Genomic DNA, 23,958 nt, shown 5'->3' on the forward strand with positions numbered 1-23,958 from the left:
CCGATCCGGAATCCATCGAAGGGCATCAACGCCCTACGATGGATTCCGGGTCTCCCTTCGGTCGCCCGGAATGACGGCGCAACTGTTGGGCGAACCGCTCACGCATGAATCGGCTTGTCGTGATGATGGAAGGCCTTCAGCCGGCGGAACAGTTCCGTGTCGTAGTTCTCCGGCAAGGCGATCTCGCCAGTGATCCAGCCGAGGAGATCACGGTCCGGCACCTCGATCAGCCGCTCGAATTCGTCGAGCTCGGCGTCCCCGAAGCCGGCGATCGCCTCGTCGGCGAAGCGGCCCATGATCAGGTCCATCTCGCGCATGCCGCGATGCCAGGCCCGGAACAGGATCTTGCGGCGGCGCGGGTCGAGATCGGCGCTGGAGCGGGTCGAGCCGGACATGAGAACCTCGGGCGAGAAAACCTTGGGGGATGGCGCAATAGCGAATGAGCCGGCCCCGTCGCGGAGCCTGCCTCGACGCGTTATATAGCGAGGCAACCCGGCGAAGTCAGCGGCCGAACCGTCGCGCATTTCGCACTCCTGACAATTCCGCGAGACGTTTTGCGCCCTTCGATCCTCGATCCGCTGTTCGCCCCCGTCACGACGCTCTCCGGCGTCGGGCCGAAACTCGGCAAGGTTCTCGACCGTTTCCTCGGCGACGAGACAAGGCCTGCGCGCGTGGTCGACCTGATGTTTCATCTGCCGACCGGCGCGGTCGATCGGCGGCCGAGCCCTTCGATCGCGGATGCGCCGATCGGCGACATCGCGACCTTCACCGCCCGCGTCAGCGAGCATCGCGCTGCGCCTGCCGGCAAGGCGAAGGCGCCCTATCGCGTCATCGTCGAGGATGAGACGGGCGATGTCACGCTCGTCTTCTTCCATGCCGATTCCCGCCATCTGGCGCAGAACCTGCCGATCGGCGCCTACCGGATCATCTCGGGCAAGCTCGAGCTCTGGGAAGGCATGCGCCAGATGGTGCATCCCGAGCGCATCCTCGATCCCAAGCTCGCGGCCACCCTGCCCGCCTTCGAGCCGGTCTATCCGCTGACCGAAGGCATCGGTGGGCGCGTGATGATGCGGATCGCGCAGGCGGCGGCGGAACGCTGTCCCGAGATGCCGGAATGGCAGGATGCCGGATTCCTGACAAAGAACAGCTTCCCCTCTTTCCAGGAGGCGGTCGAGGCGCTGCATCACCCGGCCGATCGCAAGGCGGCCGAGGGCGACACCGTCGCGCGCCGGCGGATCGGCTATGACGAATTGCTGGCGAGCCAGATCGCGCTCGCCCTGGTGCGTCGCCAGCAGAAGAAGATCGCCGGGCGTGCCACCAGCGGCGATGGCGGCTTGCGCTTCCGCATCCAGTCCGCCCTGCCCTTCGAATTGACCGAAGGCCAGCGCAAGGCCATCGCCGATATCCATTCCGACATGGCCAAGCCCGAGCGGATGCTGCGCTTGCTGCAAGGCGATGTCGGCTCGGGCAAGACGGTGGTGGCGCTGATGGCGATGGCTGCCGCCGCCGAGGCCGGCCGGCAATCGGTGCTGATGGCGCCGACCGAAATCCTTGCCCGCCAGCACGCCGAAAGATTGGCGCCGCTGGCCGAGAAGGCCGGGCTGAAGCTCGCTTTGCTGACCGGGCGCGAAAAGGGCGCCGGCCGCCGGCAAGTGCTGGAAGGGCTGGCGAACGGCAGCATTGATATCGCCGTCGGCACCCATGCGCTGTTTCAGGAGGGCGTCGCCTTCCATGATCTTGCGCTCGCCGTGGTCGACGAGCAGCACCGTTTCGGTGTGCATCAGCGCCTGCTGCTCGGCTCCAAGGGCGAGGCGGTCGACGTGCTGGTGATGACCGCGACGCCGATCCCGCGCACGCTGGCGCTGACCTGGTTCGGCGACATGGATGTCTCGATCCTCTCCGAGAAGCCGGCGGGCCGGAAGCCGATCGTCACCCGCGCTATCTCCTCCGAGCGCTATGACGAGGTTGTCGGTGCCATCGGCCGGGCGGTCGAAAACGGCCAGCAGGTCTACTGGGTTTGCCCGCTGGTCCAGGAATCCGACACGCTCGACGTTGCTGCCGCGCAGGAGCGCTATGAGGCGCTACGCGAGGTCTTCGGTGACAAGGTCGGGCTGCTGCACGGCCAGATGCCAGGCCGGGAGAAGGATGCCGCCATGGCCGCCTTCGTCGCCGGCGAGACGCGCATCCTGGTCTCGACCACGGTGATCGAGGTCGGCGTCGACGTGCCCAATGCCAGCGTGATGGTGATCGAGCATGCCGAACGCTTCGGCCTCGCGCAGTTGCACCAGTTACGGGGGCGAATCGGGCGTGGCTCGGCCGCCTCGACCTGCCTGCTGCTCTACAAGGGACCGCTCGGCCCGATCGCCGAGGCGCGGCTCACCATCATGCGCGAGACCGAGGACGGCTTCCGCATCGCGGAAGAAGACCTGCGCCTGCGTGGCGAAGGCGAAGTGCTCGGCACCAAGCAGTCGGGATCGCCGGACTGGCGCATCGCTCGCCCCGAAATCGACGGCGATTTGCTGGCCGTTGCCCGCGACGATGCGCGGCTCCTGATCGAACGCGATCCGCAACTGGAGACGCCGCGCGGACAGGCGATCAGGGCTCTGCTCTATCTGTTCGAGCGCGACGTCGCGATCCGGCTGCTCAGGGCGGGCTAGGTTCCGGGACCACGCCGTCATTCCGGGGCGCTGCGCAGCAGCGAGCCCGGAACCCATGAACACAGGTCCCTGCGAGAAGGAACGGCGTCAGTCGCTTGGCTTGATAAGCTCCGGTGTTCATGGGTTCCGGGCTCAGGCCTTCGGCCTGCCCCGGAATGACGGCGTGGTTCTACAGCAATCCTGATCAAGCGCGGCCGTCTTGCCTGCGCCATGGTGTCGGCGCTTCGTGGAGAGAGCATGGACCCGGTCAAGACAGCCATCTGGTGCATCGAGAGCCGCTTCGCCTCCGAGCTTTCGCTCGACGAGATTGCGGAGGTCAGCGGCGTCTCGCGCTTCCATCTCAGCCGCGCCTTTGGAGCGTCCACCGGGCGCTCGGTCATGCGCTATGTGCGCGAACGGCGACTGACGGAAGCCGCGCGGCAGCTGGCGGATGGCGCGCCCGATATCCTCTCGGTCGCGCTCGACTGGGGCTATGGCTCCCACGAGGCCTTCACCCGCGCCTTCCGCGAGCAGTTCGGCGTCACGCCGGAAGAGCTGCGCGCCCGGCGCGATCTGTCCTCGCTCGCTCTCGTGGAGCCTCTTTCGATGCACGATATCGCCCCCACTCCCATCGCCGAGCCGCGCATCGTCACCGGCAAGCCGCTGCTGATCGCCGGCTTCGGTGGCCATTTCTCGGTCGACAACACGCAAGGGATTCCGCTGCTCTGGCAGAAGATCGCACCGCATTTCGGGCACATTCCCGGCCAGCGCGGACACGTTGCCTATGGCGCGAGCTACAATTGCGACGAGTTCGGCGCCTTCGACTATATCGCCGGTGCCGAGGTCTCCTCCTTCGGCGGGCTTCCGGATGAGTTCGTCCGGTTGAGCGTACCGGAGCAGCTCTGCGCCGTCTTTGAGCATCGCGGCCACATCACCGGCATCAAGCAGACCTACGAGGCGATCTGGCGGGACTGGTTCCCGAAATCGGGACGCCAGCCGGAGATGGGTGTCACGCTGGAACGTATGGACGAGCGATTCGACGGCGCAACCGGCAACGGCGCCGTCGAGATCTGGGTGCCGCTCAAGCGTTGACCGGGGGCTTTACCTCCAGCTTCGGTTTGCCGTTCTGCTCGCCGGGCTGGATCAGCCCGGCGGACATGATGAGCTTGGCGCCGTCCTCGACCGAGATCGAGAGCTCGATGATCTCGCGTCGCGGCAGGTAGAAGAAAAAGCCCGTGGTCGGGTTGGGCGTGCAAGGCAGGAAGACGCCGATCTGTTCGTCGCCATCCGGCAGGCGCCCGGCGATCTCGGGTGCGGCCTCCTGCGCGATGAAGACGATCGACCACATGCCCGGCTGCGGGAACTGCACCATCCCCACCTTGCGGAAGGAGGTGCCGGACTGTGAGAAGATCGTCTCGAAAACCTGCTTCACGCCCTTATAGAGGCTGCGCACCACCGGCATGCGGTCGAGGATCGCCTCGCCCGCGCGGATCAGCGAGCGGCCGACCAGATTGGCCGTGAGGAAGCCGAGCAGCGTCAATCCGACCAGCGCGATGACGAGGCCGATGCCGGGCAGCGGATAAGGCAGATAGGCATCGGGCAGATAGGAGTTCGGGATGAGCGGCTTCACCAGCCCGTCAATGAAGTTGATGAACCACCAGGTCACCGAAGCGGTGATGGCGAGCGGCGCGGCAATGACCAGCCCGGTCAGGAAATAGCGACGCAGCCGCGCCCCCCAGGTCGGGCGCAGGATTTCCGTCGGCAGGACGAGGCGCGGATCGGGCGGGCCGGCGGTCATCTCTCTCCCCAAGGCACCGGCGCGACCTCCCGCCTGCTTGCAGGCGCAGTCTCGCGCCGCGATATGACAAGATAAGCGAGGCGGAGGTATCCGCCAGCTCCGCGTTTCATGCAAGCAAGGACGAGGCCGTGAGCGACAACGATCAGCCGCGAAGCCGCTGGCCGCGGCCGCTTCTGTTCGCGGTCGGCTGGATCTTCACGGCGCTCGGCATCATCGGGCTGATGCTGCCGGTGATGCCGGGCACGATCTTCCTGATTCTCGCAGCCTGGTGTTTCTCGCGGTCCTCGCCGCGATTCGAGGCCTGGCTCCTTGGCCATCCACGACTCGGCCCGCACGTCAAGCGTTGGCGAGAGACCGGCGCCATCGCCCGGCGGGCGAAATACCTCGCCTGTGGATCGATGGTGCTGAGCTTCGGATTGCTGACGCAGACGAGCGCGCCGCCGATCGCATTGGCGACGACGGCGATCTGCCTGATCGGTGCCGGCACCTATGTGGCGAGCAGGCCGCAACGATAAGAGAAGCTTTGCTTTTCGCTGGAACCACCGCTGTCATCCCGGACAAGCGGCGAAGCCGCGCCGATCCGGGATCCATGCCGGAGCGTTGCCGATCAAGGCTCAGGCATGGATCCCGGGTCTTCGCTTCGCTGCGCCCGGGATGACGGCGGGTGTTTCCGATTCGGCCGGAGACGGCGGCGTAACCCGCCCGCCTCACTCCACCGTGACGGACTTCGCCAGATTGCGGGGCTGGTCGACGTCCTTGCCCATGAAGACGGCCGTCTGATAGGCGATCATCTGGATCGGCAGGGCGTAGACGATCGGCGCGAAGGTCGGATCCATGTCCGGCATGATGATCGTCGCTTCCGGTTCGATGCCGCACTCGGCGGCGCCCTTGGCATCCGTGATCAGGATGATGCGGCCGCCGCGCGCAGCGACCTCCTGCATGTTGGAGGCGGTCTTCTCGAACAGCGCATCATGCGGGGCTACGACGACGACCGGCATGTCCTCGTCGATCAGGGCGATCGGTCCATGCTTCAGCTCACCCGCCGGATAACCTTCCGCGTGGATATAGCTGATTTCCTTCAGCTTCAGGGCTCCCTCCAGCGCAAGCGGGAAGCTGGTGCCGCGGCCGAGATAGAGAACGTCCTTGGCCCTGGAGAGCTTGTGCGAGAGCTGCTCGATCTGTGGTTCGAGCGCGAGCGCCTTGGCGATCAGGCCAGGCAGCGTGATCAGGTTTTGGACGTGGCGTGCCTCGTCCTCGGCCGAGAGCGTCCCGCGGCCGCGCGCCGCTGCAAGAGCGAGACAGGCAAGCGCGGTGAGCTGGCAGGTGAAGGCCTTGGTCGAGGCGACGCCGATCTCCGGGCCGGCTAGCGTCGGCGCGATCAGATCGCTCTCGCGGGCAATGGTCGACGTCGGCACGTTCACGACGGACAGAACCGTCTGCTTCTCCTGCTTCGCGTAGCGCAGGCATGCCAGCGTGTCGGCCGTCTCACCCGACTGGGAGACGAACAGTGCCAGACCATCGGCCGGCAGCGGCGCCTCGCGGTAGCGGAATTCGGAGGCGACATCGATCTCGACCGGGAGACGGGCGAGCTTCTCGAACCAGTACTTCGCCGTCAGGCCGGCATAATAGGCCGTGCCGCAAGCGGAAACGGAGAGGCGCGACAGCTTCTTCCAGTCGATCTGATCCTGAAACGGCAGGCGCACCGCGCCGGCGGCCATGTCGAGATACTGCGTCAGCGTGTGGCCGACGACCTCCGGCTGCTCGTAGATTTCCTTCGCCATGAAGTGGCGGTGATTGCCTTTCTCGACCAGGAAGGCGCCGGCGGCGACGCGCTGGGCGCGGCGTTCCACCTCTGCACCAGTCTTGTCGTAGAAGGTCGCGCCGCGGCGGTTGAGGACGACCCAATCGCCCTCCTCCAGATAGGCGATGAGGTTGGTGAAGGGCGCCAGCGCCAGCGCGTCGGAGCCGAGATACATCTCGCCGTCACCGATGCCGACCGCGAGCGGCGAGCCCTTGCGGGCGCCGATCAGGAGATCTTCCTCACCGTGGAACAGGAAGGCGAGCGCGAAGGCGCCGTGCAGCCGCGGCAGGCTTGCCGCGATCGCCTGGACCGGTGTCTTGCCGCGGTCGAGCTCACGCGTGACGAGGTGGGCGATGACTTCGGTATCGGTCTCGGTCTCGAAGACGTAGCCATCGGCCTGCAGCGCGGCGCGCAGTTCGCGGAAGTTCTCGATGATGCCGTTGTGGACGACGGCGAGCCTTGCGGTCGCGTGCGGGTGGGCGTTGGTCTCGTTGGGCTTGCCATGGGTCGCCCAGCGGGTGTGGCCGATGCCGATCAACCCGTCGAGCGGCTCGCTCGACAGGCGGACTTCGAGATTCCTGAGCTTGCCTTCGGCGCGCCGGCGGGCGAGCTGGCCGGCTTCCAGCGTCGCGACGCCGGCGGAGTCATAGCCACGATATTCGAGCCGCCGCAGCGCCTCGACGATCTGCGTCGCCACCGCTTCCTTGCCCAAAATCCCGACGATGCCGCACATGGGCGAACCCTTCGAACCGTTGCTGTTGGCGATACCGCTTAGCTGCAGAAGAAGCGGATGCCCAATCAATCTAAATGACGAACTGTGAACGGCGACCTGCAAGATTCGCCAGGAATTTCGGCTATTCGGCCGCCTTCTTGGCCGCTTTCCGGGCCATTGCCTCGGCCCGGAACGTTTTCGCCCAGCCTTCCTTCTCGACCTGCCGGGCGCGCCCGATGGCGAGCGCATCGGGGGCAACGTCCCTGGTGATGACCGAGCCGGAGCCGATATAGGCGCCCTCGCCGATCGTCACGGGGGCCACCAGCGAGGAGTTCGAGCCGACGAAGGCGTTGGCGCCGATCGTCGTCCTCGACTTGGCGAAGCCGTCATAGTTGCAGGTGATGGCGCCGGCGCCGATGTTGGCCGCCGCACCGATCGTCGCGTCGCCGATATAGGTGAGATGGTTGACCTTGGCGCCCGGACCGATATCCGACGCCTTCACCTCGACGAAGTTGCCGACCTTGGACTTGTCGGCGAGCTTCGCGCCCGGCCGCAGACGGGCAAAGGGACCGACATTTGCGCCCTGCCCGATGGTTGCCCCCTCGAAATGCGAGAAGGCGTGGATCAAGGCACCGTCAGCGACGCGCACGCCCCGCCCGAAGATCACATTGGGCTCGATCACGACGTCGCGGCCGATCTCGGTATCGAAGCTGAAGAAAACCGTCTCGGGGGCGATCAGCGTCGCGCCGCCGAGCATGACCGCGTTGCGCTTGCGCCGCTGGAATTCGGCTTCTGCCGCAGCCAGTTGCATCCGGTCGTTGACGCCCTGGACTTCGCTCTCCGACGCCTTCAGCACGACGGCTTCCAGCCCGCGCGACCGCGCGATGGCCACCGCATCGGTCAGGTAGAATTCCTGCTGGCCGTTTTCGTTGTCGATCGCTTCGAGAATCGCCAGCGCATGCTCCCCGGCGAGGGCCATCAGGCCGGCATTGCAAAGCTTGATCTTGCGCTGCGCCGCTGTCGCGTCCTTGTGCTCGATGATCGCTTCGAGCTTGCCGTCATGCTCGACAAGTCGGCCATAGCCGGTCGGGTCGCGCGCCTCGAAGCCGAGGACGGCGACCGCTGCCCCGCCGGCCAGCGCCCCGCGCAGCGCGATGAAGGTTTCCGGCCGGACGAGCGGCGTGTCGGCGAAGGCGACCAGGATCTCGCCATGGCCGGCTTTCAAGGCTTCCTTTGCTGCCAGCACCGCATGGGCTGTTCCGCGCCGCTCGTGCTGCGTCGCGATCCGCGCCGACGGCAGGAGCTTCAAAGCCTCCTCGCCGACCTCGGGACGCTCGGATGAGATCACGACGGCCACCGCTTCAGCGCCGGCCTGCTCGACCGAAGACAGGACATGGCCCAGCAGGGAAAGACCAGCAACGGGATGAAGCACCTTCGGGGTCTGCGACTGCATGCGGGTGCCCTCGCCGGCCGCCAGGACGATCGCAAGACAGGAGCGAGCCGGCTGCATTTCGGTCATCTTTGTCGTTTCCCTTGCAGGCATGACTGGATTTCTACCCGCTCCTCACGGGTCGCTTTCGCGCATGCTGGCGTTGCAGGCGGCGTGGATAGCCGATCCTTTCGGCTTTTGCCAAAGTCAAAACGGAAAAAAGGGAGCTTCCCGAAAATGACCGCCGTTCGTCGATCATCATAAGTCGTTCCGGGATACCCCTCCAGCGGGTTCGATCACCACTATTTTCCTGATCGGAACCGCTTTTCAGCCGAACTGGAAATGCTCTAGAAGCGCGGAGGGCGAGGGCGTCGTCCGCGCAGTTTGGAAAAGATGTCGAATCCCTTGAATCGCAGGCAGTTTCTGGAGGGCGCGGCCGGTGGCGCTGCCCTGCTGTCTCTCGCCGGTCCGGCTGCGGCCCAGGCGCCGACTGGCGCGGCCTCCTTCAACATTCCCTCTCTCGCTGACGGACAGCGTTTCGACCCGGCTCTGGTGATCGACGCTGCTCGCACGCTGGCGCAGCGTCCGTTGATTCCCCAGGTGGCGACCGATCTGCCTGAAGGCTATGTGACGCTGCCGGCCGATCAGTTCGCCGGGATTCGCACGCGTCCCGAGGCGACGATCTGGGCCGGGGAGAATCGTGGCTTCACGGTCGAGCCGCTGCATCGCGGCTATGTGTTCTCCAACCCGGTCAGCCTGTTCACGGTCGAGGATGGCACGGTGCGCCGCGTCGGCTTCGACCGCGCCAAATTCGACTATGGCCGCGTCACGCCGCCCCCGGCCAATGTCGATCTGCAATTCTCCGGCATGCGGATCGCCGCCGGGCTCGAGCGGCCCTTCGAGGTCGCGATCTTCCAGGGCGCCACCTTCTTCCGGGCGCTGGCCCGCGGCCAGAATTTCGGTGCGATGTCGCGCGCGCTGATCCTGCGGCCGGGCGAGACCCGTGGCGAGGAGCTGCCCTTCTTCCGCGCCTTCTGGATCGAGCGCCCGAGCCCGGCCACCGGTTCGCTGGTGATCCATGGACTGCTCGATTCGGAGAGCGTGAGCGGCGCCGTGCGGATGACTCTGCGCCCGGGCGACGTGACCTTCATCGACGTCGAGATGACGCTGTTCGCCCGTCAGGCGCTGGAGCATGTCGGCTTCGGCTGCACGAGCGCGACTTTCCTCTCAGGTCCGCAAAGCCGGCGCACCTTCGATGACCTCAGGCCGTCGATCGGCGAGGTTTCGGGGGTTCAGATGCTGTCGGGCGGCGGCGAATGGATTTACCGGCCAGTGAACAACCCTGCGACATTGCAGGTTTCTTCCTTCGTCGACGAGAATCCGAAGGGCTTTGGCCTGGTGCAGCGCGAGCGCGACTCGGCGGCCTTCCAGGACGACGATCAGCGCTTCGAGCTCAGACCCAGCGTCTGGAACGAGCCGCTCGGCGATTGGGGCGCGGGCTCCGTCCAGCTGATCGAAATCCCGAGCGATTCCGAGCCGAACAAGAACATCATCATGTACTGGCGGCCGCGGCAGCCGCTGGCTGCCGGCAGCGAGACCTCGATCAGCTATCGCCAGGCCTGGTGCTGGCAGCCGCCCGAACGGCCGCCGCTGGCGATCGCGACCCGCACCCGACAGGGCAAGGGCTCGCAGGGCCGCCGCCGCCGCTTCATCGTCGAATTCACCGGCGACAAGCTCGGGGATGCGGGGCTGATCGCCTCGACGCGGGCGACCGTGACCGCGCAGCCCGGCGCAGTGCATGGCGTCCGACTCTGGCCTTATCCGGAGCGCAAGATGATGCGCGTCGGATTCGAGGTCGATCCGGGCAACGAAACGCTCTCCGAGCTCAGGCTCGTTCTGCAATCCGGCGGCCAGCCCGTCTCGGAAACATGGTTGAATCGATGGACGTGGTGACCGCACCCCGCCAGGAGATCGCGGAGAGCGAGGCACGCAGCTTCAATCCCGCCCGCGAGCCTGCGACTCCGCCCGAGGACCGGCTGATCATGCCGGTTCAGTCCTTCCGGAGCTGGAACGCCTCCGAGCGGCGCAAGCCCGTGGCTCCCGGCAACTGGACAACGCCCTGGCTCAAGCGCCTCTTCGTCTTCGGTGGCGGCCTCGCTCTCACGGCCTATGGCGCCTGGGAAATGTACCATGTCGTGTCGGTCAGCCGCACGACCTCGTTGCAGTACGCCTTGCTCGTGCTGTTCACGATCAATTTTTCCTGGATCGCGCTTGCCTTCACCAGCGCCCTGCTCGGCTTCTTCGGCGTCGTGTTCGGCGCCGGCCGGGCCGAGCGGGCGGACAGCCTGAAGCATCGCACCGTCGTGGTGATGCCGATCTACAACGAGTCATCGGCGCGCATCTTCGCGGCGGTGGCCGCGATCCGCGAGTCGGTCGAGGCGACCGGACTCGGCGACCATTTCGACTACTTCATCGTCTCCGACACGACCAATCCAGATGTCTGGGTGGCCGAGGAGCGCGCCTTCCTGGCATTGCGCGAGCGGCTCGGTCCCAATTCGCGCGTCTATTATCGCCACCGGCCGAAGAACCATCACCGCAAGGCCGGCAACATCGCTGATTTCGTCACGCGCTGGGGCGGCCTCTACGAGCACATGGTCGTGCTCGACGCCGACAGCCTGATGACCGGCACCTGCATCGTGCGCCTTGCCGCCGCGATGGAGGCAGACCCCGACGCCGGCATCATCCAGTCGCTGCCGCTGATCATCAACCGCAACACCTTCTTCGCGCGGCTGCAGCAGTTCGCGGCGCGGGTCTACGGCCCCGTCATCGCCACCGGTCTCGCCATGTGGTCCGGCCGCGACGGCAACTACTGGGGCCACAACGCCATCATCCGGGTGAAGGCCTTCGCCGATCATTGCGGCCTGCCCGATCTCAAGGGCAAGCCGCCCTTTGGTGGGCATGTCCTGAGCCACGACTTCGTCGAGGCGGCGCTGATCCGCCGCGCCGGCTGGTCGGTCTACATGCTGCCGGACCTGACGGGTTCCTATGAGGAGAGCCCGCCCTCGCTGATCGACATCTCGGTGCGCGACCGGCGCTGGTGCCAGGGCAATCTCCAGCATTCGCGCATCATGGGCGCCAAAGGCTTCGTGACGCCGACGCGCCAGCATTTCGCCACCGGCATCATGGGGTATCTCGCCTCGCCGCTCTGGCTGATGCAGCTGGTGGTCGGTATCCTGATCGTGCTGCAGGTCAACTACGCCAGGCCCGAATACTTCACCCAGGAATTCACGCTCTTCCCGGTCTGGCCGCGCTTCGACCCCGAGCGCGCCTTGCGCCTGTTCGCGCTGACCATGGCGATCCTGCTGGCGCCGAAGCTGTTCGGCCTCCTGCTGACGCTGTTCAACAACAAGCTGCGTCGGGCCGGCGGCGGTGCGATCCGTCTCGTCCTTTCTTCGCTGATCGAGGTGCTGTTCTCGGCCTTCTTCGCGCCGATCATGATGCTGATCCAGTCAGGCTCGGTCTTCCAGATCCTGCTCGGCCGCGACACGGGCTGGAACCCGCAGCGGCGCGACGACGGCTCGATTCCGCTCAAGGACATCATTCGTCGCCATCGCACCCATACGGTGCTGGGTATCGTGACGGGCCTGTCGGCTTTCATGATCGCGACCTCGCTCTTCGCCTGGATGTCGCCGACGATCGTCGGCCTCGTCTTGGCCATCCCGCTGTCCTGGGCGTCCGGCCAGCTCGCGATCGGCCTCTGGCTCAAGCGCCACAAGCTGTTGATGACGCCGGAGGAAGGCGCTCCGCCGAGCATCGCGCTGCGCGCCAACGAATTGCAGGCCGAGTTCGAGAAGGCCGGCTTCGATGATGCCGACGGCATCAAGGCGCTTCATGCCGATGCCGAGCTGCGGCATGCCCATGAGTTGATGCTGCCCCATGGCCAGTCGCGCCGGCGCGGCGAGATCGAGCCGGACCGAGCCGTTGCTCAGGCCAAGCTCGTCGATGCCGAGACGGTCGACGATGTCGCGATCTGGCTGAAGCCGAAGGAGCGCATGGTCGTGTTGCACGACCGTGCGCTGATCGGGCTGTTGGCCTCGCTGCCGCCGGTCGAATCCAAGAGCTGAGGTCACGTCATTCCGGACAAGCCGCGTCAGCGGCGCCGATCCGGAATGACGGCGTGGTTCCGATCGCCTGACGACAACGTTCAGATCTGCTCGAAGGCGATCATGCAGCCCATGGCATCCTCGGCCTGGACGAAGAGCCGTTCCTCGTTCTGCACGAAGGGGATATCCGCCGCCGTCAGGCGCTCGGCCACCTTATCGAGGTTCGGCACCGTGGCGCAGAAGCCGAGGAAGCGTGCGGGCGTCGTATCCGGCTCGACCTGATAAGCGCCCTGCGCAGCCTCGGGATCGAGCACGTCGATGCGCCCGCGCGGCAAGGCGAGAACATAGTCCTCATTGCCTTCCAGCACTTCTGCTCCGCCACTGAAGGTGGTGAGGAAGGCGCGGTGGACAGCCGGCTCGTCGGCAAGCATCACGGCCGAGGCTAACGCGGTCGCGCCGTTCGGATGCTGCTGGAACTCGGGATTCCAGAAATTCTGCGGCTCGAGCTGCTGGCAGACGAAAAAGCCGCATTCCGGCGCACGCGAATCCGCGGCGAAGGCGAGCTCGAAGGCGACCCGAACCGGGGTGCCGTCCGGCCGCTTGCCCTGACGCTCGAAGAAGAAGGGCTCGAAATCGCCGATGCCGGCAGCCTGGAACGCGGCTGCATCGGCCTTGGCATTGGTGCTTTCCAGCACGAGCATCGAGAGCCCCTCGCCCTGCGCAGCCAGTGCATCGCGGACGAAAGCGCCGAAGGAGAAGCGGCGCTCGCCATGCGGCGGGATCGCGCTCTCGTCGCCGATGGTGACCAGTTCGAGGAAGGAGCCCGGGAACTGCACGATTCGGTTCTCGGTGCCCCAGGGGTGGCGGTTGCGGGCGCCGACGCGGAAGCCGAGCTTGTCGTAGAAGCGGCCGGCGGCATCGAGGTCGCGCACGCCGATGACGAGGTGGTCGAGGCCGCGGGGTGTGGAGGCTGTAGCAGGCATGGCAGGCTCTTTCGACAGGCGTCAGGGTCCCAAGGCTAGCAACACTTCACGGCGCGGTCATGTGCCTGCCGCGCTTATGGCTCGATGAAGTGCGGCAGGAAGCGTGAGCTGTTCTTGGTGATCGGTGACGAATCCTCGCGCAGGCACAGCCCGCAGGCCTGCGAGGCGACGAGCCAGGAGCCGAGCACGGCATAGTTGCCGTCGCCGGAGAACAGGTTGAGCGCGGCATCCTGCAGCACATGCCCTTCGGCGCCATAGGGACCGTCATCACTGTCGAGCACCCGGTCGCGCTCCATCAATGTGATGTTGGCACCTTCGCGCGAGTAGAGCGGCTTGCGCACGCGGCGGGCCGACAGGGTCGCGCAGCGTGGATCGCCCTCGAAGAAGGCCGGCAGCAGGTTGGGATGGCCTGGCTCCATCTCCCAGAGGCAGGCGAGCAGCCCCTTATTGGAGAGCAGCGCCTTCCAGGGCGGCTCGATGAACTGGCACTGCGAGCCGGCGAGCGCCTTACCGTAGCTCTCCCGGAACAGCCATTCCCAGGGGTAGAGCTTGAACAGCGTCTCGATCGGCTGGTTGGCACCGTCGCAGAAGCGCCCGTCCGAGAGCAGGCCGATCTCCTCGATCGTGGTGAAGCGCGCATCGAGCCCGGCCTGGACGGCGCAATCCATCAGATAGTCGACGGTGCCCTTGTCCTCGGCGCTGCCCTGCACGCAGGTCAGATGCAGACGATAGGGCGAAGGCTCGCGCAGCGCGGCGAAGGCGGCGATCAGGCGCTCATGCAGCGAGTTGAACTGGTCTGAGCCCTTCGGGATCGCGCCGCGCGCCATCGCCTGCTCGAGCCAGTCCCACTGCACGACGCTCGATTCGAACAGGGCCGTCGGCGTATCGGCGTTGTATTCGAGGAGCTTGGCGGGCCCATGGCCGTCATAGGCGAGGTCGAGCCGGCCATAGAGGTTGCGCTCGCCGCGCTGCCAGCTCTGGCGGATAAAGTCCCAGTGCTCGGCCGGGATGGCGAGCCGGGCCAGGATCTCCTCGCTCCCCAGCGCCTTCTCGATGAAGGCGAAGCAGAGCTGCTCGATCGCTTCGGTCGGCGCCTCGATGTCACGCTCGATCTCCTCGAGCGTGAAAGCGTAGGCCGCGCTTTCGTCCCAATAGGTCTCGCCGTCGATGGTGTGGAAGGCGAAGCCCAGCCGCTCGACCTGTTCGGTCCAGTCCGGGCGCGGTGCAAGGGGAACGCGGCGCATCTCAGGACGAGGAATGCGAGGAATAGGAGCGCGCGGTCGAGCCGAAGCCGCCGCGCGACGAGACGCTCGTGGTCGCGATGCTGCCGCCGCGCGAGCCTGCGGCAAAGGCTGCGGTGACGCCGCGTCCGCTCGTCGTCGAATAGGCTCGCGACCGACCGCTGCCGGAGGAGCTGCTGCTGCCATAGCTGCTGCTCCCGCCGGACGAGCCTGATGATGAGCTGCTGCTGCGCGCCTGCTGGCATTCCGGCTGGGGCGAGCCGGGTGGGCAGGCTGCCGTGGTGGGCGGCAGCAGCGGCTGCGCCTGCCCGCCGGCGAGGCCGCGCGCCAGCATGAAGCCGGCGAGCGCCGGAATGAAGTACTGGGCGCCGCCGATGCTCGCGGAGCTGCAGCCATTGGCGCCGTACTGCGCCTCGCATTCGTTCTGATTGCGGAACTTCGGCGCATCTTTGAGCCGCGCGGCCGTCGCGTCGGCAAAGGCCGTTTCGCATTGCTGGGCGCTGAGTTGGCCGCTCGCCCGGCAGTCGCTCAGGCTGTTGTAGACGAGGTTTTCCTCGCTCTCGTCCCCTGTCATCGACCAGACCGTGGCGACGAGGAGGACGCCGGCGGCAGCGAGTCCGATTTGGGACGAGCGCTTCATGGCCGTCTCATTCCGTCATGCTGGCGGCAGCCAGGGTTCCGGACACGACGGCGATCACCGCGAGCATCACCGCGGACGGCAGCCTGTCCTCCTCGATCTTGCGCGACAGTTCCGGGATCAGGAGACGCGCGACACCATAGGCTGCGAACTGGATGATCATCGCCGCGACCGCCCAGAGGATGCAGTCGGGAATGCTGCTCGCCTGAGAGATCGCCTGCTCGAGCGGCAGGGAGAAACCGACGACATTGCCGCCGAGCGCGATCGCGGCCGAGAGGTTGCCAGCGCGGATCAAGGCGATCTCGTCATGCCGCGTCATGCGCAGATAGAGCGCCGCGAAGGCGGCGATCAGCGCTGCGCCAACGACGAAATAGAGGAGGAAAGCGGGCAGGCCCGCCATCGAGATCGTCATGCCGCCCTGCCCCGTCGCCAATCCGATGCCATACTATAGGTCCGGGATTGTTGCGCGCTACCAGACCTATTCAAAAAACCTGCACCAGCCGTCATCTAAAAAGAGGATGCAGCTTATGACGATCAGGGAAGCCCGTTGCAGTTGCGCGGGTCATCCCGGCCGGAGCCCTCGGGTCCGATCCTCGATCGGCCCAAGGATAAACTCCGCGTAGAGCCGGGATCCATGCCTGAACCCTGATCGGAAGCGCTCTGGCATGGATCCCGGGTCAAGCCCACGGCTGTCCGGTTCGTTTTGAGCGCCGTCTTGGAAAGCAAGGCTTTCCAGAGAACAGCGACGGAGATGACAGGCGCGGGGAACCCCTCCCCCTTGTGGGGAGGGGCAGGGGTGGGGGTCGAACGACTGGGTTCAACGCTCACTAAGCGGAACCACCCCCATCCCCATACCCTTCCCCACAAGGGGGAAGGGAGGAGCCCGCCACTGCACCCGCCAGCGCGATGCGAATCGGACAGCCATGGGTCAAACCCGGGATGACCGCGTTTCCATCAAGTTGCGGCGTGATCCAAATCAGACCAGTCGGCTCTGCGCCTTTGCCGCCTCGATGAAGCTCGCGAAGAGCGGGTGCGGCTCGAAAGGACGAGACTTGAGCTCGGGATGGTACTGCACGCCGATGAACCAGGGATGGTCGGGATATTCGACCGTCTCCGGCAGCAGACCGTCCGGCGACAGGCCGGCGAAGCGCATGCCCTTCGCCTCCAGCCGCTCGCGATAGCCCATATTGACCTCGTAGCGGTGGCGATGACGCTCGGAGATCTCGGTCGAGCCGTAGATATCCGCGATCTTGGAGCCTGCCGCCAGCTTCGAATCATAGGCGCCGAGCCGCATCGTGCCGCCGAGATCGCCACCGGAGGCGCGCTGCTCGAGCTCGTTGCCGCGCATCCACTCCGTCATCAGGCCGACGACCGGCTCCTTGGTCGGTCCGAACTCGGTCGAGTTGGCGTCGTCGATGCCGGCGAGCGAGCGCGCCGCCTCGATCACCGCCATCTGCATGCCGAAGCAGATGCCGAAATACGGCACCTTGCGCTGCCGGGCGAAGGTCGCCGCCTTGATCTTGCCTTCGGCGCCACGGTGGCCGAATCCGCCCGGCACCAGGATGCCGTGGACATGCTCGAGGAAGGGCGCCGGATCCTCCTTCTCGAAAACCTCGGACTCGATCCAGTCGAGGTTCACCTTGACGTTGTTGGCGATGCCGCCATGCGTCAGCGCCTCGATGAGGGATTTATAGGCGTCCTTCATGCCGGTGTACTTGCCGACGACGGCGATGGTGACCTCGCCCTCGGGGTTCTTCACCCGCTCGGAGATGCGCTTCCAGTTCGAAACGTCCGGCTCGGTCGAGGCGTCGAGGCCGAAGGCGGCGAGCACCTCGTTGTCGAGCCCTTCCGCATGATAGGACAGCGGCACGTCATAGATCGAGGCGACGTCACGGGCCTCGATCACGGCGGTCTCGCGGACATTGCAGAAGAGAGCGAGCTTGCGGCGCTCCTCGCGCGGGATCTCGCGATCCGTGCGGCAGAGCAGGATGTCGGGCTGGATGCCGATCGAGCGCAGCTCGGCGACCGAGTGCTGGGTTGGCTTGGTCTTCAGCTCGCCGGCGGTCGGGATATAGGGCAGCAGCGTCAGATGGGTGAAGATGCACTGGCCGCGCGGCAGCTGCTGGCTGATCTGGCGGATCGATTCGAGGAAGGGCAGGCTCTCGATGTCGCCGACCGTGCCGCCGATCTCGACCAGCGTGAAGTCATAGCCCTCGTTGCCGGTGAGCACGAATTCCTTGATGGCGTTCGTCACATGCGGGACGACCTGGATCGTCGCGCCGAGATAATCGCCACGCCGCTCCTTGGTCAGGATGTCCATGTAGATGCGGCCGGTGGTGATGTTGTCGCCCCGGTTGCAGGGCCGGCCGGTGAAGCGCTCGTAGTGGCCGAGGTCGAGATCGGTCTCGGCGCCGTCGTCGGTGACGAAGACCTCGCCGTGCTGATACGGACTCATCGTGCCCGGATCGACGTTGAGGTAGGGATCGAGCTTGCGCAGGCGGACCTTGTAGCCGCGCGCCTGAAGAAGGGCTGCGAGAGCCGCCGCCGCCAGGCCTTTGCCAAGCGAGGACACCACGCCGCCGGTGATGAAAACATACCGCGTCATGGGAGTTCACCTTTATCGCCACGGGTTCGATTCGCTAAGCGCCTTCAGTGCAGTCCCGCCTTGCCCTGAGCGCTTGTCCACAAAAGAGAAGGCCGGTCGCCCGGCCTCAGAGCCTCCAGCTAAACCTGAAGGGGTCTCGACGCCGGCAATTCACCCGCTCCGCCAGGAGCGGGGCGCGGTCGATACCCTTGGTATCGACAAGCGACGCGACGCCGCGGGCGGGCGAATTCCCGGCGCCTCGGGTGGGCTTTGGAAGGCCGTCTGCTGTGTCGGCGTGACTGGCCGATATCGATGGATATCGGCTGCGCCCGCCTCCTGGCATTCGGCTCTTCCAAAGCCCATCGAGACCCCTTCAGGTTTAGCTGGAGGCTCTTGCCTCATATCAAAAGAGAAGGGCCGGTTTCCCGGCCCTGCCCTGCTTACTGCTGCGGCGCCACTGGCGGCGTCGGCGGCTGCGCGCCGCCCTGGCTTTGGTTCTGCATCTGGCGGAGCTGGTCGAGCACGCCGCCGGCATTCGGGGCACTCGGAGCCGCAGGCGCGCCAGGGGTCGCAGGCGCGGTCGTCGCCGGAGCGCCGTCGATGATCGAACGCTGGACGCGGCCGCGATTGGCCATGACCGCCAGCACGATCGAGGTCAGGAAGAAGAGAGCCGCGAGGATCGCCGTCGCCCGGGTCAGCGCATTGGCCTGGCCGCGGCCGGTCATGAAACCGCCGACGCCGCCGCCACCGCTGCCCATGCCGAGGCCGCCGCCCTCAGAACGCTGCAGCAGCACGACGCCGACGAGCGCGATGACGATGATCAGGTGGATGACGATGAGAACGTTCTGCATGGTCTCACGAAATGGATATGGCGCGGGCCACCGGCAAGGGCCACCCGCTCCTCCTCGAAGGTCGAGGCGAATTCGGCGGCGCACATAACATGCGTGCGCCGCCAGCGCCACCCCCTGGGCGCATCCGGCTAAGGCCTGTTGGGTTTTAACGGAACCACACCGTCATTCCGGGGCTTCGCGTCAGCGAAGAGCCTGGAACCCATGAACACGAGATCAGAAGAGATGACTCGTCGGATCAGGCCCTTTCGATGTGCGGTCGTGTTCATGGGTTCCGGGCTCGGGCCTGCGGCCCGCCCCGGAATGACGGGGGTGGTTCCGTCAAAACACAGCTTCAAGCGATGGCTTAGCCGTTGCAGGCGCGCGCGATCGCCAGGAATTCGTCGGCCTTCAGGCTCGCCCCGCCGACCAGCGCGCCGTCGACATGGGCGACGTTCATCAGCTCGGCCGCGTTGGACGGCTTGACCGAGCCGCCATAGAGCAGCCGCACGCCGGCCGCCGCAGCCTTGCCGATCAGGCGGCCGATCTCGGTGCGGATCGCCGCATGCATCTCGGCGACGTCGGCGGCGGTCGGTGTCAGGCCGGTGCCGATCGCCCAGACCGGCTCATAGGCGACCACGAGCGTGGCGGCTGTCGATCCGTCCGGAATCGAGCCGCGGAGCTGCTTCTTGACGATGGCGAGCGCCTTGCCGGCCTCGCGCTCGTCCTTGGTCTCGCCGACGCAGACGATCGGCACCAGCAGCGCCTTCTGCGTCGCCTCGGCCTTGGCCTTGACCGTTGCGTTCGTCTCGCCATGGAGCGTGCGGCGCTCGGAATGGCCGACGATGCAGAAGCTCGCACCGGCATCGGCCAGCATCGCGGCCGAAACCTCGCCGGTGAAGGCGCCGGCTCCTTGCGTGCTGCAATCCTGACCGCCGGTGGCGATGCGCGCGCCGATCAGGGTTGCCGAAGTCGTGAACAGCAGGGTCGCGGGCGGGCAGATGGCGAGGTCGACGGCCTGCTTCAGCGCTGTGTCGTAGCCCTTGGCCACTTCGGCTGCGATGGCGATATCGGCCTTGAGGCCGTTCATCTTCCAGTTGCCGGCTACCAGCGGCCTGATGCTGCGCGTCACGTTGATCCTCCGAAATCCGCCCACCGGCGCTGGAATGTTCTGTATGTCGTGGAAACACGCCCGTCATTCCGGACAAGCCGCCATGGCGGCGCCGATCCGGAATCCATCGGAGGGCTGGGCGCTCTATGATGGATTCCGGGTCCAGCCCGGAATGACGGCGCGTTTCCCGTACAAGAACAGCAGGCTCTAGCAATGCCCGGCGGGCGCCGCAATCGCGTGCGATCTCGCGACAGGATTTTGCGGGGCGATCGCTTGAAGAGTTTTCTCGCCCTTGCCGAAGCACGAGCCCGCAAGCCCTCCCCCCCGCTTGCGGTGGGGAGGGATGGGTGGGGGCAGTGCCGCTTGGCGCTGAACTGGAAAAATGACCGAGCCCTGCTTCCGGCCCCCCATCCCTAGCCCTTCCCCACCGCAAGCGGGGGGGAAGGGAAGGCGCACTACCTTCAAGCGATCACCCTGGAGGATTCAGCTACGGCGATTGCGGCTTTCGCCGCCGGTTCCTATAAGCAGCGCCGAAACAGACGCGCGCAGGGCATAAATCCGCGCCTCGAACAGGTTCAGGGAAAGACAGCTTCCATGATGATGCAGGGCATCCGCAAGGCGAGTCAGGGTTTCCTCGGCAAGCTCGTCGTCAGCGTCATGTTCGGCGTCCTGATCCTCGCCTTCGCGATCTGGGGCGTCGGCGACATCTTCCGAGGCTATGGCCGCAACGCGGTCGCGAAGGTCGGCAAGACCGAGATCGGCCTCGAGCAGATGCGCCAGGCCTATCAGAACGATCTGCAGAACCTGATCCGCCAGCAGCGCCGCCAGATCTCGCCCGAGATGGCGCGCGCGCTCGGCCTCGACCGGCAGGTGCTCTCCCGTCTGCTGACCGAGGCGACGCTCGACCAGACGGCACAGAGCATGCGGCTTGCCGTCTCCGACGAGACGATCCGCAACCTGATCTTCGACGACCCGGTCTTCCGCGACGCCGCCGGTCAGTTCTCTTCGGCGCGCTTCAATGAGCTGCTGCGCTCGAACGGCTATACCGAACAGACCTATGTCGCGCTCCAGCGCTCGACCATCCTGCGCCAGCAGCTCTCCGAGATGCTGGTCGGTGGCCTCACCGCCCCGCTCGCCCTGCAGGAGCTCGGCAGCCGCCTGCGCAACGAGAAGCGCGCCGTCACCTTCGCGCGGATGCCGGCGAGCGCCGCCGGCGAGATCGCCGCGCCGACTGAGGACCAGCTCAAGACCTTCTTCAACGACCGCAAGATCGCCTTCCGCGCGCCGGAGTTCCGGACGGCCGACATCCTCTCGATCTCGGCCGAGGCGATCGCCGACCCGGCGAAGGTCACCGAAGACGAGGCCAAGGCGCGCTACGAGGCGGTGAAGGCCCAGCGCTTCAGCACGGCAGAGACCCGCACCATCCAGCAGATCGTCTTCCCGAATGTCGAGGAGGCCCAGGCAGCCAAGGCCAAGATCGACGGCGGCGAGACCTTCGACGAGATCGCGACCGAGCGGAACGTCGCCTTCAACGACCTCACGCTCGGCACCTTCACCCGCGAGCAGATCTTCGATCCCGCCGTGCGCGAGGCCGCCTTCGCGCTCGAGCAGGAAGGCGTCAGTGCGCCGGTCACCAGCGCCTTCGGCACCGTGTTGCTGCGCGTGACCAAGGTCGACACTGCGCATGTGCGCCCCTTCGACGAGGTTGCCGCCGAGCTGAAGCAGGAGATCGCGACCAGCCGCGCGGCCGGTCGGATCACCGAGCTGCATGACAAGATCGAGGACCAGCGCGCTGCCGCCAAGCCGCTCGCCGAGATCGCCAAGGAGTTCAACCTGAAGCTGCGCAGCGCCGGCCCGATGAACGCCACGCTCGCCAGGCCCGATGGCTCGAAGGAGGAGGCCCTGCCGGGCGGCGACGCGACGCTGCAGGCGATCTTCCGCTCCGATATCGGCGTCGACAACGAGGCGATCCGTCTGCCGCGCGAAACCGGCTATGTCTGGTTCGACGTCACCAAGATCGACCCGGCGCGCGAGCGCGGCTTCGACGAGGTCAAGGCCGAGGTCGAGAAGCATTGGCGCGCCGACGAGACGGCGGCCAAGCTCGCCGCCAAGGCGCGCGAGCTGTCGGAGCGGCTCGACAAGGGCGAGAGCTTCGACGCGGTTGCCGCTTCGGCCGGGCTGACCATCGAGACCGCCGCTGATATCGGCCGTCAGGACCAGCGTCCGGAGCTCCCGGCCACCGTCGTCAGCCAGATCTTCGGCACTGTCGCTGGCAAGAGCGGCTCGGCGGCTGGCACGGATGGCGAGCGCATCCTGTTCAAGGTCGATTCGGCGACCGTCCCGCCTTACATCCGCACCACGCAGGAGGCCGGCAATTTCGAGCGCGTCCTGTCCCAGAGCGTGAGCGAGGACATCCTGCTGCAATATGTCGCCAAGCGGCAGGCTGAGCTCGGCGTCAGCCTCAACGAGGCTGCCTTCCGCAACGCCACGGGTGGAGCGACGAATTGACGATGCAGCCCCTTCTGGAGTTCGAGCGCTTCGCGCAGATCTATGAGACGGGCGCACCGCAACTCCTGCGGCAGGTTCTGGTCGGTGACTGCGAAACGCCGGTCGCCGCCTTCCTGAAACTGCGCCACTCCACCTCCGGCCCCGCCTTCCTGCTCGAATCGGTGGAGGGCGGCGCCGTGCGCGGCCGCTATTCGATGATCGGGCTGGAGCCGGACCTGATCTGGCGCTGTCATCAGGGCGAGGCCTCGCTCTGCCGGACTGCGCTGGGCGACAGCTTCCTCACCGATCCGCGCCCGGCCTTCGAGAGCCTGCGCGCGCTCCTCGAGGAGAGCGCCATTCCGGAGGCCGACGATCTGCCGCCGATGGCGGCCGGCGTCTTCGGCTATCTCGGCTACGACATGGTCCGGCTGATGGAGCGGCTGCCCGAGCCGAAGGAGACCGGCACCGGCCTGCCCGACGCTATCCTGACCCGGCCGACGCTGATGGTGGTGTTCGATTCGGTGCGCGACGAGATCCATGTCGTGACGCCGGTGCGGCACATGCCGGGCGTCGCTGCGCGCCACGCCTATGAGCGGGCGCAGGAGCGGCTGGAAGCGGTGGTGCAGGCGCTTGAGGGGCCCCTGCCCGCCGAGGCCGACATCGACATCGCCAACCTGCCGGAGCCGGCGACGATCTCGAATACGAGCGAGGCCGCGTTCCACGAGATGGTGGCCAAGGCGAAGGAGTACATCCGCGCCGGCGACATCTTCCAGGTCGTTCTGTCGCAGCGCTTCGAAGCGCCGTTCGCACTGCCGCCCTTCGCGCTCTATCGCGCGCTCAGGCGGATCAACCCGGCCCCCTTCCTCTGCTATCTCGACTTCAGCGATTTCCAGATCGTCTGTTCGAGCCCGGAGATCCTGGTCAGGCTGCGGGACGACACCGTCACGATCCGGCCGATCGCCGGCACACGCCGCCGCGGCGCCACCGAGGCCGAGGACCAGGCACTGGCGAAGGAATTGCTGGCCGATCCGAAGGAGCGCGCCGAGCATCTCATGCTGCTCGATCTCGGCCGCAACGATGTCGGCCGCGTCGCGCAGATCGGCACGGTCAAGGTCACCGATTCCTTCTTCATCGAGCGCTACAGCCAGGTGATGCACATCGTCTCGAACGTCGAGGGTGCGATCGATCCCAAGCATGACGCGCTCTCGGCGCTGATCGCCGGCTTCCCGGCGGGCACGGTCTCCGGCGCGCCGAAGGTGCGGGCGATGGAGATCATCGACGAGCTGGAGCACGATGCGCGCGGCGCCTATGGCGGCTGCATCGGCTATTTCGGTGCCAATGGCGAGATGGACACCTGCATCGTGCTGCGCACGGCCGTCGTCAAGGACGGGCGCATGCATGTCCAGGCTGGCGCCGGCATCGTCTACGATTCGAACCCGGCCTCCGAGCAGGAGGAATGCATCAACAAGGCCAAGGCCTTGTTCCGCGCCGCCGAGGAAGCGATCCGCTTCGCCGCCCGGACCGGACGCGGGCAGTAATCTCCCCGAAGAACAAACCGCCCGGCTGCTTGCAGCCGGGCGGCTCTTTTTGTGCTGCTCGTTTTCGGCTC

General features: G+C 66.4%; 18 protein-coding genes. 7 read left to right on the forward strand and 11 right to left on the reverse strand.

From position 1 onward, the window contains the following. Positions 1–98: 98 nt before the first annotated feature. On the reverse strand, positions 99–395 hold the full coding sequence (locus FQV39_RS03500; protein ID WP_149129039.1) for an FAD assembly factor SdhE: 297 nt from the start codon (positions 393–395) through the stop codon (positions 99–101). A 159-nt stretch (positions 396–554) separates the two neighbouring features. Here FQV39_RS03500 and recG point away from each other — a divergent pair, with 159 nt between their 5' ends. Continuing rightward, on the forward strand, positions 555–2,657 hold the full coding sequence (gene recG, locus FQV39_RS03505) for an ATP-dependent DNA helicase RecG (RefSeq protein WP_149129040.1): 2,103 nt from the start codon (positions 555–557) through the stop codon (positions 2,655–2,657). Positions 2,658–2,894: 237 nt separating this feature from the next. Then, complete coding sequence (locus FQV39_RS03510) at positions 2,895–3,728, forward strand: AraC family transcriptional regulator (RefSeq protein ID WP_149129041.1); 834 nt, start codon at positions 2,895–2,897, stop codon at positions 3,726–3,728. Here the strand turns inward: FQV39_RS03510 and FQV39_RS03515 are convergent. After that, positions 3,718–4,434, reverse strand: coding sequence for a DUF502 domain-containing protein (locus FQV39_RS03515; protein WP_149129042.1), 717 nt, complete (start codon positions 4,432–4,434; stop codon positions 3,718–3,720). The two genes, FQV39_RS03510 and FQV39_RS03515, sit on opposite strands and share 11 nt — an antisense overlap. Before the next feature lie 221 nt (positions 4,435–4,655). Here FQV39_RS03515 and FQV39_RS03520 point away from each other — a divergent pair, with 221 nt between their 5' ends. Beyond that, positions 4,656–4,949 carry a YbaN family protein gene (locus tag FQV39_RS03520; RefSeq protein ID WP_248313495.1) on the forward strand — a complete coding sequence of 98 codons (294 nt, stop codon included), beginning with the start codon at positions 4,656–4,658 and terminating at the stop codon, positions 4,947–4,949. 192 nt (positions 4,950–5,141) lie between these two features. Here the strand turns inward: FQV39_RS03520 and glmS are convergent, their stop codons facing one another. Both glmS and glmU read right to left on the reverse strand, forming a co-directional pair. Continuing rightward, positions 5,142–6,968 carry a glutamine--fructose-6-phosphate transaminase (isomerizing) gene (glmS, locus tag FQV39_RS03525; RefSeq protein WP_149129043.1) on the reverse strand — a complete coding sequence of 609 codons (1,827 nt, stop codon included), beginning with the start codon at positions 6,966–6,968 and terminating at the stop codon, positions 5,142–5,144. A 121-nt stretch (positions 6,969–7,089) separates the two neighbouring features. Then, the gene (gene glmU, locus FQV39_RS03530) at positions 7,090–8,457 is read right to left on the reverse strand and encodes a bifunctional UDP-N-acetylglucosamine diphosphorylase/glucosamine-1-phosphate N-acetyltransferase GlmU (protein WP_149133635.1); all 1,368 of its coding nucleotides are present in this window, start codon (positions 8,455–8,457) and stop codon (positions 7,090–7,092) included. 312 nt (positions 8,458–8,769) lie between these two features. Here glmU and FQV39_RS03535 point away from each other — a divergent pair, with 312 nt between their 5' ends. Together FQV39_RS03535 and mdoH are read left to right on the forward strand one after the other, a co-directional pair. Then, entirely contained in the window at positions 8,770–10,329 is a 1,560-nt protein-coding gene (locus FQV39_RS03535) for an OpgD/OpgG family glucan biosynthesis protein (RefSeq protein ID WP_149129044.1), read from the forward strand. Continuing rightward, the gene (gene mdoH / locus FQV39_RS03540) at positions 10,305–12,500 is read left to right on the forward strand and encodes a glucans biosynthesis glucosyltransferase MdoH (protein ID WP_282570172.1); all 2,196 of its coding nucleotides are present in this window, start codon (positions 10,305–10,307) and stop codon (positions 12,498–12,500) included. Before FQV39_RS03535 ends, mdoH begins: the two co-directional genes overlap by 25 nt. 80 nt (positions 12,501–12,580) lie before the next feature. On the opposite strand, the gene FQV39_RS03545 is transcribed toward mdoH, so the two are convergent. From FQV39_RS03545 to tpiA, 7 genes are all read right to left on the reverse strand, one after another. Beyond that, positions 12,581–13,462: a VOC family protein gene (locus FQV39_RS03545; RefSeq protein ID WP_149129045.1), complete on the reverse strand. Its 882-nt coding sequence runs from the start codon at positions 13,460–13,462 to the stop codon at positions 12,581–12,583. Positions 13,463–13,536: 74 nt separating this feature from the next. Further along, positions 13,537–14,706 carry a glutathionylspermidine synthase family protein gene (locus tag FQV39_RS03550; protein WP_149129046.1) on the reverse strand — a complete coding sequence of 390 codons (1,170 nt, stop codon included), beginning with the start codon at positions 14,704–14,706 and terminating at the stop codon, positions 13,537–13,539. A gap of 1 nt (position 14,707) precedes the next feature. Next, positions 14,708–15,343, reverse strand: a complete 636-nt coding sequence (locus tag FQV39_RS03555) for a DUF1190 domain-containing protein (protein ID WP_149129047.1) — start codon at positions 15,341–15,343, stop codon at positions 14,708–14,710. A 7-nt stretch (positions 15,344–15,350) separates the two neighbouring features. Then, complete coding sequence (locus FQV39_RS03560) at positions 15,351–15,752, reverse strand: DUF350 domain-containing protein (protein ID WP_149129048.1); 402 nt, start codon at positions 15,750–15,752, stop codon at positions 15,351–15,353. Positions 15,753–16,316: 564 nt separating this feature from the next. Next, positions 16,317–17,945, reverse strand: coding sequence for a CTP synthase (locus FQV39_RS03565; protein WP_149129049.1), 1,629 nt, complete (start codon positions 17,943–17,945; stop codon positions 16,317–16,319). A gap of 419 nt (positions 17,946–18,364) precedes the next feature. Next, positions 18,365–18,775, reverse strand: a complete 411-nt coding sequence (gene secG, locus FQV39_RS03570; RefSeq protein WP_149129050.1) for a preprotein translocase subunit SecG — start codon at positions 18,773–18,775, stop codon at positions 18,365–18,367. A 343-nt stretch (positions 18,776–19,118) separates the two neighbouring features. Beyond that, entirely contained in the window at positions 19,119–19,883 is a 765-nt protein-coding gene (gene tpiA / locus FQV39_RS03575) for a triose-phosphate isomerase (RefSeq protein WP_149129051.1), read from the reverse strand. Positions 19,884–20,456: 573 nt separating this feature from the next. Between tpiA and FQV39_RS03580 the strand changes: the two genes are divergently transcribed. Together FQV39_RS03580 and trpE are read left to right on the forward strand one after the other, a co-directional pair. Continuing rightward, entirely contained in the window at positions 20,457–22,370 is a 1,914-nt protein-coding gene (locus tag FQV39_RS03580; protein WP_149129052.1) for a peptidylprolyl isomerase, read from the forward strand. Positions 22,371–22,372: 2 nt separating this feature from the next. Beyond that, on the forward strand, positions 22,373–23,887 hold the full coding sequence (trpE, locus tag FQV39_RS03585; protein WP_149133637.1) for an anthranilate synthase component I: 1,515 nt from the start codon (positions 22,373–22,375) through the stop codon (positions 23,885–23,887). Positions 23,888–23,958: the final 71 nt, after the last annotated feature.

The organism is Bosea sp. F3-2 (assembly GCF_008253865.1).
Taxonomy (GTDB): domain Bacteria; phylum Pseudomonadota; class Alphaproteobacteria; order Rhizobiales; family Beijerinckiaceae; genus Allobosea.